The organism is Laspinema palackyanum D2c (assembly GCF_025370875.1).
GTDB classification, from domain to species: domain Bacteria; phylum Cyanobacteriota; class Cyanobacteriia; order Cyanobacteriales; family Laspinemataceae; genus Laspinema; species Laspinema palackyanum.
In genome coordinates this window covers 164,144-178,123 of record NZ_JAMXFD010000009.1, presented here as the reverse complement: position 1 = coordinate 178,123, position 13,980 = coordinate 164,144, and the positions used below count along the sequence as shown (strand labels likewise).

Genomic DNA, 13,980 nt, shown 5'->3' with positions numbered 1-13,980 from the left:
TTCTTAAAATAACAAAAAAAGCGCCATTTTCGGCGCTTTTGAAGCAAAGTTAATTAAAACTTTACGTTTTGTTATAAAACTTTTAAAGCTCCCGGGTTTAACCCCGATCGAGCTTGAGGACAGCCATAAATGCTTCCTGGGGGACATCCACGGTCCCGATCGCCTTCAGGCGCTTCTTACCCTTGGCTTGCTTTTTCAGCAGTTTCTTCTTCCGGGAGATGTCCCCGCCATAACATTTTGCCAACACATCCTTCCGCAGGGCGGGAATATTTTCGCTGGCAATCACCCGAGACCCAATCGAGGCTTGGAGTGGGACCTTAAATTGATGGCGGGGGATCAACTCTTTGAGTTTTTCCACCAAGGCACGGCCCATGACATAAGCTTTATCCCGATGAACAATCATCGCCAGGGCATCCACGAGGTCGTTTTTAATCAAAATATCCATCCGCACTAACGGATTCTCCCGGTAGCCGATGACGTGATATTCCATACTGGCATACCCGCGCGATCGCGACTTCATCTGGTCAAAAAAGTCCGTCACCACCTCCGCCAAAGGCAACTCATACACCAACGTGGTCCGGTCCGGGGTCAGGTACTTCATATCCGTAAAGTCCCCGCGCCGAGTCTGGCAGAGTTCCATCAAAGCCCCCACGTAGGTTTCCGGGGTAATCATCTCCACCCGCACGTAAGGCTCCTCGATTTTTTCCCGTTCTTGAGGACCGGGCAAAAGACTGGGATTATCAACGTACACCTTTTCCCCGTTGATTTTGGTGACCAGATAAACCACCGAGGGGGCCGTGGTGATTAAATCCAGGTCATACTCCCGTTCTAGGCGTTCCTGGACGATTTCCATGTGCAGCAATCCCAGGAATCCGCAGCGGAACCCAAACCCCATCGCGCTGGAGGTTTCCGGTTCATAAGAGAGGGCGGCATCATTGAGTTTGAGCCGTTGCAGGGCTTCGCGCAGGTCCTCAAATTGGTCTGCATCGGTGGGAAATAGGCCACAGAAGACCATTGGATTCGCTTCGGTGTAGCCCGGTAGGGGGGTTTCTGCCGGTTCTTTGGCCAAGGTAATGGTATCGCCAACCCGGGCATCTTCGACGGTTTTGATGGCGGCGGCGAGATAGCCCACTTCCCCGGCGTGAAGTTCATCTAGGGGTTGTTGGGTGGGGCAGAGGACGCCAATTTCATCGGCATCATATTCCTTACCGGCAACCATGAGTCGGACCCGATCGCCTTTTTTGAGGGTCCCATCCATCACTCGAAAATAGGCGATCGCCCCGCGATAGGCATCGTAATAACTATCGAAAATCAAGGCGCGCAGGGGGGCATCCACCGTATCTTTAGGCGCGGGGATCCGATTGACGATCGCCTCCAAAATCTCATCCACCCCAATCCCCTCTTTCGCGGAAGCAAGAATGGCATTGGAGCAATCTAACCCAATGATTTGCTCAATTTCATTTTTAACCCGTTCCGGTTCTGCTCCGGGCAGGTCAATTTTATTCAAAACTGGAATAATCGCTAAATCATATTCCAGGGCCAGATAAAGGTTAGCCAGGGTTTGGGCCTCGACCCCTTGGGAAGCATCCACCACCAACAGCGCCCCTTCACAAGCAGCCAGGGACCGGGAGACTTCGTAGGAAAAGTCCACGTGCCCCGGGGTATCGATTAAATTGAGGACATATTTTTCCCCATCTTTTGCCTGATAGTTCATCCGGGCCGCTTGCAGCTTAATCGTGATGCCGCGCTCCCGTTCCAGTTCCATGTTATCGAGGAACTGTTGCTTCATGGCCCGTTTTTCCACTGTGCCGGTCACCTGGAGGAGACGGTCAGCCAAGGTGGATTTTCCGTGGTCGATATGAGCAATGATTGAAAAGTTACGAATACGAGATACAGGAACGTCGGTCATACGCTTTTGTCAGTTATCGGCGCGATAGGCGGAGGATGCAATGGGCAAGATGGGTTTAACAAGGGTCGTCACCCCCGGTCACTCAGACCCCGGCGATTCCCTTGCCCTCACCCTATTTCTTAACACATTTTAATACTTTTCGGGTGCAGACGGTCCCACGCTGAGGAGTTTCCCCATTGGCGATCGGACGATCGCATTTCCACCCTGATAATTGACAGGATTTGATTCTGTGATAGCATCGAGGCTCAAAACCCACTAACGCCCATTGCAAGCCGGTTTGCTGGAATAAACCACTCAATTGCTCAAGGATGAGCCAGCAAGCAGCAGGTTAGGGACTTGAAGAGAGCCGAAGCCTTGCTGAAGTTCGTTATAAACCCGATGTTAACGAGCCTTGAAAATCATCCGGTGATCCCACAAGATGGCTTAATCTCAGTAGATAGATTGGAAGCAGCATCGTACAATAGAAAGGATGACATCCCAGGGATTCTCCGGTTTTGATGCACCCGAGTTCTCCTGCGGTTGTTCACTGCCGACTCACCAGCGCCCTATGGAGTGCGCGGAACTTGAATTTTGAATCCGCACTCTTTCACCAGAGCCGTGTCACCTTATCCCCAAGTTTAGAAATTTACAACTGTATGAACGATCAGGCTGTGCAATATAGTCGCAACCCCGAAAAAGTAGAGATTTCGATCCATATCGATCCCGAACTGCTCGATCGCGTCAGTCATTTGACCAACGATCCGAGCAAAGTCATTGAAACAGCGCTGCGACAATGGTTACGCGGGGACACCAGCCGCGATGATGAATTGACCCGCAATTTGACCCGCAATCCCCCGGTTCCCCCCCGTGGAGAGTGGAATGATTGAGACTCCCTGCATCTTCCCATCTGGGCGGTGATCCATTGCCTTTCGGTTGTGGATCTGCAAAAGTAGTGGGTTTTGAAGCCCTGTTGATGCCCTATTCGGTGATGACTTTTCCCGTGCTGTGAATGACTCTACACCCCCAGCTTATCCAGGGTCCAATGATTCTAGTTGGTTGCGATCGCTAGGAGCTCAACTGGCATTTACTCAAGATGCCTCGGGTTTATATCGAGGATTTTATTGGTCAAATGCTGAGAATTACGGGTTAAATCCCCAGGAAATCGTCGGCACTTTCGTCGGAGAGCATTTTAAACCCTTAAGCATCACCCCTTATTTAGAGCGGGTGGAGCGGGTGTTAACCTCCCGGATTCCTGAACGGTTTAGCTATCCGTTTCGCTATGGCGATCAATACTTTTTATTTGAACTGGCGATCAGTCCGATTTTTCCGCCTCAAGGAGAACCGAGGGAAGTGTTGGTGATCGGACGGTTACTGCCAAACGCCCTACTCTGGGGACCGGACGAGCGATCGGGCAATCCCCAGGCGATCGCCTCGAATCACTTAGATCTACATCAAAAATTCCTCAGTAGCATTGTCAGCAGTATTCGCCGGACTTTGCCTCCGGGTTCGGAACTCTATCAAAAACTTCTGGGGGAAATGGCGCGCAAGATCCGGCGCACTCTGGATCTCAATACGATCTGGAACGAAACCGTTAACGGTTTGGGGTTGGCATTGGGGGTCAGCCGTTGTCTGATCTGTCCCTATCAGCCGGGAAACCCGAAAGTCCGGGTGGTGGCAGAGTACATCATTCCACCGTTACCGCCTCTAAAAGGTCGGGACCTCTATCTGGCGGAGCATCCTGATTTGCATCAGGTGTTGCTAACTCAAACGGCGGTGATTGTGGGTCCTTCCGAGGCGATCGCCTCAGAACCAGAGTCGATGTTAGTGGTGGCGACGAGCTACCAAGATCGCCCCAATGCCTTAATTTGTCTCGATCGCCCCGGCATTCTCCCGGAGCAACCGCTTGATGCAAATGCCGATGAATCGGCACAACTGATGCTGCTGCGTCCCTGGAGTATGGCAGAAATTGAGTTAGTCCAGGAACTCGCCGAACAAGTCGGCACGGCGATCGCTCATGCCACCCTCTATCAAGAATTAGAAGAAGCGCGTCAAAAAGCCGAGGAAATTTCCCGCATCAAAAGTCAGTTTCTCGCCAATACCTCCCACGAACTGCGGACCCCCCTCAATGGCATCATCGGGTTCCTCAAGTTAATCGTGGATGATATGGCAGAAGATGAAGAAGAAAAGCAGGAATTTATTAAAGAAGCTTATCGCAGTGCCGTCCATCTGCTCAATTTAATTAATGATGTTTTGGATATTGCCAAAATTGAAGCGGGCAAGATGGAACTCGATTTAGTTCCGGTGAAACTGGATGAACTATTAACCGGAATTGAAAATCATGCTCGCGCTCACGGAAAGCAAAAAAATTTAAGTTTCCAAGTTTATAAACCCCGCACGGAAGATGAAATTATTCTCTATGGAAACTATCAACGGTTGTTACAGGTTCTCTTCAATTTAGTGGGAAATGCCATTAAGTTTACTCATGAAGGGGGAATCACAATTACCGCTGAAATTAGCGAATACCCGGTATTTTTTCAAGACCAAGAATTTCCCGGGATGGTCTCTATTGCCGTGGCTGACACCGGCATCGGCGTTTCTCTTGATCAACAAGATAAACTGTTTCAATCGTTTTCTCAAGTGGATGGGGAACGCACCCGGCAATATGGGGGGACTGGATTAGGACTGGCGATTTCCCAAAGGCTGATCGAAGCAATGGGAGGAGAGGTTAATTTCTATAGCATGGGTGAGGGACTCGGTTCGACGGTGACTTTTACCGTCTTGCTTTATCAAAAACCCGTGATGATTTTTACCCCAAACTCCGAGTCCCTTGATTTATTGCTTTAAGGGGTTGATGGCGAGATTCCCCAAAAAACAGCACTCTCAATTATTGCCATGATTTCGGGGGAGGGGGATGAAATCTTGTCCCGAAAGAGGAAGGGGTTTGTGGATGGCGAGAGGGGCGATCGCGTAAGGTACGAGGTTAAAGACTTCACGCTATCTTTACACCATCCCCCGGAGGTTGAGAAGACTCAACCCTAATCAATTCCGTAATTATACGGTTGACAGAAGAGTATTATTAAATTATCTTTCCTAAAGATTTTATAAAGATACAGCAAGACACTGGTCAAGGAGAGAAAGATCGTGCAAGAATTCCAGTGGACTTGAATATATACCGCTTTCGGGTAGCCAGTTTGCAGGTTGACTCGGCAGGCGCTTCTTTCTCCTGGATTTGACTGAACAATCCTCCCAAAGCGATTAGGATCAATACTGACGAGTCTTTAATGATGATGAGAAATATGATGTAACGTTCGGCTAGTTCAGCCGATTAGGGGAAGGGTGCCATGTCTGAGAAACAATCGAAAAAATCACAACAGCTACTACTACAAATCGCTAAAAGTATCCATCGCACCTCGAATCTGGAACGAATTTGGCAGCAAACTGCCCGAGATTTAGGGAGTGGATTGGGTGCAAGCCGTTGTATTATTTATTCCTATCAGGAGGAGAATCAGCCTTTAAAGGTGGTGGCTGAGTATCAACAACAGGCAATGCCTTCGATGTTGGGATGGGAAGTCAGACTAGAGGAATGTCCAGAAATTGGCAGGGCGATCGCCACCCTGGAACCTGTCCTAGTGGATACCACCCTACCCCAAGAAAATGGTGAACGGTATTCAACATTGATTGTCCCCACAGCTTATGAAGATCGACCGAATGGGGCGATCGTCTTGTATCACCAACTCCATAAATCGAAGCTTCATCGAGAGCATTGTCCCCTCCTGTGGAGAGAAGCCGAAATCGAATTAGTCCAAGAAGTCGCCAAGCAAGCGGGCAGCGCGATCGCCTCCGCCACCCTCTACCACCAACTCCAAGAAGCCCGACAACAAGCCCAAGAAGCCGCCCGCCTCAAACATGATTTTTTGGGCAAAATTTCCCACGAATTCCGCACTCCCCTCAACCATATCATCGGATTTCTGCAACTGATTCTCGATGATATGGTTGACGATACCGAAGAACAACGGGAATTTATTCATGAAGCTCACCATAGCGCCCTCCACTTCCTCCACATGATTAATGACGTTTTGGATTTCAATAAACCCAAAACCCTTCCCCTTATAGAACTAGAACTCCCTCCCACTAACTTACATAAGCTTTTAAAAAATCTCGAACGCTGTGCCTTCAATCAAATTGAATCTAAACAGCTCACCTTTAAAATTACCCAACCCTCTAATTCCCGCAATCTTTTCTTACAAGGAAATGAAAAGCAGATCCTTCAAGTCATGTTAAATCTCCTGGGAAATGCGATTAAATTTACCCATCAAGGCGGCATTACCATAGAAGCCGAACCCATCACTCACAAAGTTACCGCAGAAGATGGAGACTATCCCAATCGAGTAGAAATTCGCATTTCCGATACGGGAATTGGCGTTCCCCTAGAATATCAATCGCGACTCTTTGAACCGTTCTTTCGAGTTCATGAAGCCTATACCAGTCCTTACCCCGGAACAGGTCTAGGTCTAGCCCTATCCAAAAAAATTATCGAAGGAATCGGCGGTGAAATTCACTTTTATAGTATGGGGGAAGGACTCGGCTCAACCGTCACCGTGAATCTGCCCCTAGCCGCCCCCTGCTTAAGTTCTAAATCCGCCCCAGAGATTAGTCCCTGCCTGAACCACAAAATCATTCCTATCCGAGAAGATTGCGGATAGTACAGGGGTGGAGTACAGTCTTAGACCCCAGGAACGAGAAACCGGGTTTTTGGCCCCCTTTTGCTCTTCTACAATGTTTGTAGTAACGACTTCAGTCGTTACCGCGTGACGAAAGCTTACGCTTTCGTCACGCCCCATTATTTGAGTCAGTTCGAGTCCCCAAACCGGCGATGAACCCGCTGATGGTGCCTGTCATGGCCGCGGCCATGACAGGCGGCAACGACTAAAGTCGTTACTACGAACAGGATCCGGAATCCATGTTGGTAGTAACGACTTCAGTCGTTACCGCGTGACGAAAGCATGAGCTTTCGTCACGCCCAGTTGAAGGAATCAGTTCCAGTCCTCAAACCGGCGATGAACCCGCGATTGCTGCCTGTCATGGCAGAGGCCATGACAGGCGGTAACGACTAAAGTCGTTACTACAAACAGGATACGCAATCCGATTGTGATATTTCTATAAAAATTACACAGAGGAAGTCTGGGAAGGCAGGCTAAGGAGAAAATCGACTTTAGGTCTGGGCGCACCCCAGAGGGCCAGTCCCTGGACAGCGATCCCACAACCCACCCAGTCAGCTTGTACCCTAAAAGGAGGTCAACATTAAAAAACAAAGGGCAAACATGACAGAACAAGCTAATCCCCGGGATTTATTCCGCGCCGCCTACGAAAACCGTTACACCTGGGACTCGAACTTTCCAGGTTATCAGGCCGAACTCCAAGTCAAACAGGGAGAAGAAACCTATACCGGCCAAATTCACATTAAAGGTGACCTCACCGTAGAAGTCAGCGGAATCGACAACGAAGAGGTGCAACAAAGCGTCTATACCCAATTGCGGGATATCGTCACCCACCGCAAACGCAGCAAATTTGAGGATGCTCATGGCAAAAACAGCTTTAGTGCCGGGGAATCCGATGACACCGATGCCATAGAAATCCTGGTCAAAGGCGATGCGATGGGGTCCAACTACAAAATCCGAGGGACGGAAATCTGCCAAGTCAGCCGAGTCATGGGCCGTATGGCGTTTACCATTGATACCGCAGAAAGTCTGGATAGCGGAGAAGGCTACGTTGCCACCCGCTATCATGTAGTCTTCCGCAACGCTCAAACCAATGACCTCATCCGAGAACTCGACTTTGAGGACACTTACGAACAATTTGGAGATTATTACCTGATGACCCATCAAGTCATCCACTCCAAAGAAAATGAGACGGTAACCACCACAGAGTTTAAATTCTCCAGCATTAAACTCTTAGAACCGGCAATGGTTTAAATCCCAAAAACTCAGGGGTCTGGGGTGGCCCAGATTCCGGACCCCCAGACTGGGTGAACCTCCCCCCTCGGTGAAAATCCGTGAAATCTGTGGTTGACCTCCAAAATTCCCTCTCTTCCTAGACGCGATCGCCCTCGCCCTATCCCAGCCTTTCCCCAGAACCGTTAAAATTTGGACAGGACCGTAAATGTACAACCAGGAGAATTTATGTCTGCATTGGCACTCACTGCGGAAAATGTCGAAACTGTATTAGATGAACTGCGCCCCTACTTGATGGCGGATGGCGGAAATGTCGAACTCGTAGAACTGGAGGGTCCAATTGTCAAGCTGCGACTCCAAGGAGCCTGCGGATCCTGCCCCAGTTCTGCGATGACTTTAAGAATGGGGATCGAACGCAAATTGCGCGAATCCATTCCTGAGATTGCTGAAGTGGAACAAGTGCTGTAAGTTCAGAAGGAATTGACGATCGCGGGTCGGTTTAGAATGTTCACCGCAAGCAGTCTGTGCGACGAACTCTTCCACCCTGACCGGCGATCGCCATCTCCTGTCCTCATCACTTCTTCTTACTATGCCTCACCCGCTCTATGTTGCTTTTATTTGGCATCAGCATCAGCCCCTCTATAAAAGCCGAATTGGGGGTCAGTATCGATTGCCTTGGGTCCGTCTGCACGGCACGAAAGATTATTTAGATTTAGTGCTGATTTTGAATCGGTATCCTAAACTCCGTCAAACGGTGAACTTAGTACCGTCCTTGATTTTACAGCTAGAAGATTATATCGAAGGCACGGCATTCGATCCCTACCTGACTGCCGCCCTCACTCCAGAAACCCAACTCACCCTGGAACAGAAACATTTTATTGTCGAGCATTTCTTTGATGGGAACCATCGCACCTTAATTGATCCCCATCCCCGGTATGCTGAATTGTACGCTCAACGGCAGGGCCAGGGCCGGGGATGGTGTTTGGAACATTGGGGCGATCGCGAGTATGGCGATTTGCTGGCATGGCACAATCTCGCCTGGATCGACCCGATTTTTTGGGATGACCCCGAGATTGAAGCGTGGCTAAAACAAGGTCGGAATTTCACCCTGAGCGATCGCCAGCGCATCTATTCCAAGCAACGGGAAATTATCAGCAAAATTATCCCCCAACATCGTCAGATGCAGGAAGCGGGACAGTTGGAGGTGATTACGTCCCCTTATACTCATCCCATTTTACCCTTACTGGCGGATACCAATGCCGGTCGAGTGGCAATTCCCAATATGGAATTACCCCAGCATCGCTTCCAATGGTCGGAAGATATTCCCCGGCACTTAAGCAAAGCTTGGACGATGTATCAAGAACGTTTCGGCCAGAATCCGCGTGGGTTATGGCCTTCGGAACAGGCGGTCAGTCCGGAGATTTTACCCTATATTGCCGAACAAGGGTTTAAATGGATCTGTTCCGATGAAGCGGTGTTAGGCTGGACTTTGCAGCATTTTTTCCATCGAGATGGCGCGGGGAATCTGTTTGAACCGGAATATTTGTATCGTCCTTATCGGTTGGAAACACCGCAAGGGGATTTATCGATTGTATTCCGGGATCACCGCTTATCGGATTTGATTGGGTTTACTTATGGTGCGATGGAACCGAGGCGGGCGGCATCGGATTTGGTGGGACATTTAGAGGCGATCGGTTATTCCCTGAAACAGCGACAAGCATCGGGTCCGGACAGTGGGTTAGAACAGCCTTGGTTAGTGACGATCGCCCTGGATGGAGAAAACTGCTGGGAATTTTATAACCGCGATGGCGAACCGTTCTTAAATTCCCTCTATGAGAAACTCAGTCATCATGGGGAAATTGAGTTGGTCACAGTGGCGGAGTTTATCGAGAAGTTTCCTCCCACAGCGACGCTTCCCAGTGCGCGGTTACATAGTGGATCTTGGGTGGATGGCAGTCTCACAACCTGGATTGGCGACCCCGCCAAAAATAAAGCCTGGGATTTGTTAGAACCGGCGCGGCAAATGCTGGCCCAACATCCAGAAGCCACGGAAGAAGCTAATCCAGAAGCATGGGAAGCATTGTATGCTGCCGAAGGTTCGGATTGGTTCTGGTGGTTTGGGGAAGGTCATTCTTCTAACCAGGATGCGATGTTTGATCAGTTGTTCCGGGAACATATTGCGGCGCTCTATCAAGCACTTGGTGAGCCAGTTCCCGAGAATGTCTTACGTCCGGTGGAAGACCATGAACAAGAAGGCGATCGGCGTCCTCAAAGTTTCATTCATCCGATTATTGATGGCATCGGAGACGAACAGGACTGGGATAAAGCGGGTCGCATCGAAGTGGGCGGTGCCCGAGGAACTATGCATCGCAGCAGCGCCATTCAACGGGTTTGGTATGGGGTAGATCACCTCCATTTCTATCTGCGAATTGATTTTAAAACGGGGACAGAAATCGGCAAAGATTGCCCTCCTGAACTAAATTTATTGTGGTACTATCCCGGTCACCCGATGAGTATCAGTCCCATGCCGTTAGCACAAGGCCCCGATCGCGAACCCTTTAACCACCTGTTCCACCATCATCTCGGCATTAACTTAGTGAGTCAATCGGTGTGGTTCCAGGAAGCCCGGGACCATCATCAGTGGCATCCCCGCAAGGGTCGCGCCCAAGTCGCCTTAAATAAATGCCTAGAAATCGCCATTCCCTGGGCCGATTTACCCACGGATCCGGATTGGACCCTCCATTTAATGCTGGTCTTATCTAACGGAGGTCGATTCCAGGATGGGGTCACAGAGGATCATTTAATTCCCATTCAAATGCCGTAATTTCTATCGCGAGTCTTGCCGCAATTGGACAATTCTGGAGACAATTTCGGCAAGATGTTCCCACTCCTTCCTTTCAGGGTTTGAATGATTTATATCCCTCTTCTCCCCCGTACAGCAATAAAAAAAATTCTTTATTCTCCCTCTCCTTTTAGAAGAGGGAAAATAAGGAAAGGTGGGAAGGGGGTTAGGTCAATGGGAATGATCGACCTAACATGATATTAAACTGACTCTTTACCTCAGAATCTTTAATTCCATAGAATGGATTTAGTTGCTAGGAATTTCCTCAATATAAGCTTGAGCCTCTAAGTGAATTTGACCTGGAACAATCCTTAAACCGCGCAACCGGACCGACATTCCCGAAGATAGCTCAAAATTAGAAATATTGAGCAGATATTCGCATTTTTTTAATAACTCAGCGGTCATTTGCGGGGAGAGTTCATTGCCATCCAGGTACTCAATTTCCTCTAAACGTGCCCCGGTTCCATCGGCTTGCACCTTGGGGATAGCAGTAAATTCTACCTGACGAGTTTCTCCAGTTTCCCGAAACAATACGCCGATACTGAGTCGGATTTTTCCCTCACCGGGAAGGCTAAACTCAACCTGGTGAGCGTCCAAAGTCAGGGGGTTTCCATCCACGGTAACCGGAAAATTTTGGAGTGTTTCTTGAATATAATCCGAATCAAAGGCCCCGTTAATATCCTGTTCATTCAAAACCACCGCAACGGTGGCTTCTGTGGGTTCTTGTAATTTAACATTTCCGATGGCGGCCAAGAGAGGATTGACGGATATTTTCCCGGTTTTTATATCCAGTTTTTCCATTCTAAGCTCTTGTTTCATCACCATCCCTTCCCCGGAAATTTCCACGGATTCTAATTCACCTTTCATCAAATTAGCAGATTCAGAATGAACGGAAACATCCAGGGTTTGAAAATCATCGAATTGACTGGAAATCGCTAATTTTGCTGCCGCATTAATAGCGCGATCTTGCAGGGACTCTTCTTCGATCATGGGGTTGATCTCTCAGTAATTATAGGGGGTATATTCAATGTAGGCGATCGCCTCGTTTCTGAGTTCTCTCTATTGGGTTAATTTAACGCCTCTTTTAAATCTCTCCGCAGAGTTAGGTAGAAATTAGCTAAACCCATTCAGAATCCCCAGCATTTCAAGAGACCTCTTGCAGAATTCTACAAGAGGTCTCTCTCAGATTTATTTCAGTTTAGCCAGAGGTGAGCTTACTCTTGTTCACCAATCTGATAAACGTTTTCAGCCAGCATAACGGGACGGTTTCCAAACTCCTCAGCGAAGAGTTTTTGCATCTCGGGAGTCCACCCTCTGGTATTCAAATCTCTCTCCATGTCTGCCATCACGAAGGGACGAACTTCACCCGTCACGACGATATCCTCTCCGGCATTAACGCGGTTAGCTTCCAGGGGAAGTAACACCAGGATATCTCCGCCACCGATTAAGCTATCCTGTTGTAATAACATGGCATTGAAGGTAAAATATTCATTGAGTTCACCTTCGACAGCAATGGTTTCTCCGTAAAACTGTGCTGGATTGTCTGCAATCTGGCTCGGATCCGGGGATAAGGCAACGGATTCGGCGACAATCACAGGTCTCTGGTCATATTCGACATACTGATCCGGATTCCAGAAATCCCAGCCAAAATCTTTCTCCAGTTCAGCAACTCGCATTTGTCGCACTTCACCTGTCACCTGAAGGGAGATATTTTCATTCTCAGGGGGGACAATTGGTTGTCCGGTATTGTTAACCACTAAGACTTCTGAACCGCCAAAGAATAAAAAGCCATCCCGAGTTAGTTTAAAAGCATTCTCATCGATGCTTTCTTGAAAATCTCCTCGAATTGTCACCGTCTGTCCATAAAATTCTTCCGGGGAACCGGCAACGTCTTCAAGGGTAATTACGGAAGAATTAGTGGGAGAGGTTCCCATTTGGGCTTCAGCTTTTCTGGGTAAACCGGGAACTAAGGTGGCGGTCATCACGGCTAAGGCGATCGCCACTCCCATCGGGTTTCCCGTTCGGCTGTTCTTTTTCTTGGTGGGGGTTAAATTCTTAAGCATATTGAGCGAACCTCATCGAATAGTCGGATAGTTTTAAAGGGGGCCTTCTTTCTTTTAAAGTCAGTCCACTTCAGGGAGAAATCAGCCCGTTTTAATTAAAGGTAGACTTTCCTCTAGTTTAGGGAGAAATTTTTGATTGTGCCTCTGTCTTTAGAGGCGTTATTTCTCGCGGTAGGGGCAATTATATTAATTACCCCTACCGCAGCTAATTCAGGATTGATTGAGACTTCCAGGATGGCCTAATTTCCTGATAATGCCTTATTCAACCGTAGGGTAGATTCCATCAGCAACTAACACGAGACTGTTGCTATACTGATCTTGCATCCGTTGTTGCAGCTCGGCATCCCAGTTTAAATTATACTCACTTTGCAAGGCAGCCAGATCAAAGGGACGTACTTCACCCGTGACCACAATATCTTGATTCTCGGGGAGGATTTGCAATTCGTCAGCATTGATCACCAGTACCTCGTCATTATTGAACGTAAAAGCATTGGGAGCTAACTGTTCATTAAATTGGCCCTCGATCGCAATGGGGCGATTGTAGAAGAGGTCGGGATTCTCAGAAACTTGCTCCGGGGTGGGAGACAGTGCCAGGGATTCCGCCACGATCGCCGGTTGATTCTCATACTCGGTATATAACTGCGGATCTAAGTTCAATCCGTAGGCTGTATTGATGTCCACCAGGCGGAATTGACGGACTTCTCCCGTTGCTTGGACCTGCATCTCATCGGCATTGGGAATCGCAAAGGGCTCGCCACTTGAATTGATAACCAGAATTCCCTCTCCCGTTAAAAAGCGGTCATCATCCATTAAAAAGGTATCACTAGAGGTAGCGATTTCTTTCACATCTCCACGCACCGTCACCATTTGACCCATAAAGTTTTCTGGGTTAGAGGAGATACTTTCTGTAGTGGCCGCCATCTGTTCCCCCGGCATTGCCGTGGTTTCTTGACCCGGGGTCATTGCGATCGGTTCTCTTCCGGGTCCGGGTGCCGTGGTGGTGGGGGTTTGGTACTCTGTGGTGGTGGGGGTTTGGTACTCGGTCTCCTCCAATGCTTGGTTATCTTGCTGACAAGCCGGTAACAATAAGGCAAACAGTCCCAACGCTAGAGCACTGGTCCGAACGCCGCCTTTTTTGTTCTTAATAATCATAAATTTTTTTGCTCCTAATTTACTGAATGACCCTTTCATCGAAGAAATAGCTGAATTAATTTCTGGCAATTCTCGATTTGAAGG

The 13,980-nt window shown here is 48.6% G+C and carries 10 protein-coding genes; 6 read left to right on the top strand and 4 right to left on the bottom strand.

Annotated elements, in window-relative coordinates:
• Positions 1 to 97: 97 nt before the first annotated feature.
• Entirely contained in the window at positions 98 to 1,909 is a 1,812-nt protein-coding gene (lepA, locus tag NG795_RS13500; RefSeq protein WP_367289176.1) for a translation elongation factor 4, read from the bottom strand.
• Between the two features lie 635 nt (positions 1,910 to 2,544).
• Here lepA and NG795_RS13495 point away from each other — a divergent pair.
• The 6 genes from NG795_RS13495 (at position 2,545) to NG795_RS13470 (ending at position 10,663) form a co-directional block, all read left to right on the top strand.
• Positions 2,545 to 2,775, top strand: coding sequence for a hypothetical protein (locus tag NG795_RS13495; RefSeq protein ID WP_261208161.1), 231 nt, complete (start codon positions 2,545 to 2,547; stop codon positions 2,773 to 2,775).
• 118 nt (positions 2,776 to 2,893) lie between these two features.
• Positions 2,894 to 4,732 carry a PAS domain-containing sensor histidine kinase gene (locus NG795_RS13490; protein ID WP_367289175.1) on the top strand — a complete coding sequence of 613 codons (1,839 nt, stop codon included), beginning with the start codon at positions 2,894 to 2,896 and terminating at the stop codon, positions 4,730 to 4,732.
• 497 nt (positions 4,733 to 5,229) lie between these two features.
• Complete coding sequence (locus NG795_RS13485) at positions 5,230 to 6,591, top strand: GAF domain-containing sensor histidine kinase (protein WP_367289174.1); 1,362 nt, start codon at positions 5,230 to 5,232, stop codon at positions 6,589 to 6,591.
• 618 nt (positions 6,592 to 7,209) lie between these two features.
• A complete protein-coding gene (locus NG795_RS13480; RefSeq protein WP_367289173.1) occupies positions 7,210 to 7,860 on the top strand; it encodes a DUF3386 domain-containing protein in 651 nt (216 codons plus the stop codon).
• Between the two features lie 207 nt (positions 7,861 to 8,067).
• Positions 8,068 to 8,307: a NifU family protein gene (locus tag NG795_RS13475; RefSeq protein ID WP_367289172.1), complete on the top strand. Its 240-nt coding sequence runs from the start codon at positions 8,068 to 8,070 to the stop codon at positions 8,305 to 8,307.
• Positions 8,308 to 8,428: 121 nt separating this feature from the next.
• Positions 8,429 to 10,663, top strand: coding sequence for a glycoside hydrolase (locus tag NG795_RS13470; protein ID WP_367289171.1), 2,235 nt, complete (start codon positions 8,429 to 8,431; stop codon positions 10,661 to 10,663).
• 264 nt (positions 10,664 to 10,927) lie between these two features.
• Here the strand turns inward: NG795_RS13470 and NG795_RS13465 are convergent, their stop codons facing one another.
• From NG795_RS13465 to NG795_RS13455, 3 genes are all read right to left on the bottom strand, one after another.
• Positions 10,928 to 11,671, bottom strand: coding sequence for an LmeA family phospholipid-binding protein (locus NG795_RS13465; RefSeq protein ID WP_367289170.1), 744 nt, complete (start codon positions 11,669 to 11,671; stop codon positions 10,928 to 10,930).
• A 224-nt stretch (positions 11,672 to 11,895) separates the two neighbouring features.
• Positions 11,896 to 12,744, bottom strand: a complete 849-nt coding sequence (locus tag NG795_RS13460; RefSeq protein ID WP_367289169.1) for a hypothetical protein — start codon at positions 12,742 to 12,744, stop codon at positions 11,896 to 11,898.
• A gap of 258 nt (positions 12,745 to 13,002) precedes the next feature.
• The gene (locus NG795_RS13455) at positions 13,003 to 13,896 is read right to left on the bottom strand and encodes a hypothetical protein (RefSeq protein ID WP_367289168.1); all 894 of its coding nucleotides are present in this window, start codon (positions 13,894 to 13,896) and stop codon (positions 13,003 to 13,005) included.
• Positions 13,897 to 13,980 lie beyond the last annotated feature (84 nt).

What these genes read in the sequence shown, in the direction of transcription:
- lepA (WP_367289176.1), bottom strand. Translation starts at nt 1,909, where the DNA reads ATGACCGACGTTCCTGTATCTCGTATTCGTAACTTTTCAATCATTGCT.
- NG795_RS13495 (WP_261208161.1), top strand. Translation starts at nt 2,545, where the DNA reads ATGAACGATCAGGCTGTGCAATATAGTCGCAACCCCGAAAAAGTAGAG.
- NG795_RS13485 (WP_367289174.1), top strand. Translation starts at nt 5,230, where the DNA reads ATGTCTGAGAAACAATCGAAAAAATCACAACAGCTACTACTACAAATC.
- NG795_RS13480 (WP_367289173.1), top strand. Translation starts at nt 7,210, where the DNA reads ATGACAGAACAAGCTAATCCCCGGGATTTATTCCGCGCCGCCTACGAA.
- NG795_RS13475 (WP_367289172.1), top strand. Translation starts at nt 8,068, where the DNA reads ATGTCTGCATTGGCACTCACTGCGGAAAATGTCGAAACTGTATTAGAT.
- NG795_RS13470 (WP_367289171.1), top strand. Translation starts at nt 8,429, where the DNA reads ATGCCTCACCCGCTCTATGTTGCTTTTATTTGGCATCAGCATCAGCCC.
- NG795_RS13465 (WP_367289170.1), bottom strand. Translation starts at nt 11,671, where the DNA reads ATGATCGAAGAAGAGTCCCTGCAAGATCGCGCTATTAATGCGGCAGCA.
- NG795_RS13460 (WP_367289169.1), bottom strand. Translation starts at nt 12,744, where the DNA reads ATGCTTAAGAATTTAACCCCCACCAAGAAAAAGAACAGCCGAACGGGA.
- NG795_RS13455 (WP_367289168.1), bottom strand. Translation starts at nt 13,896, where the DNA reads ATGATTATTAAGAACAAAAAAGGCGGCGTTCGGACCAGTGCTCTAGCG.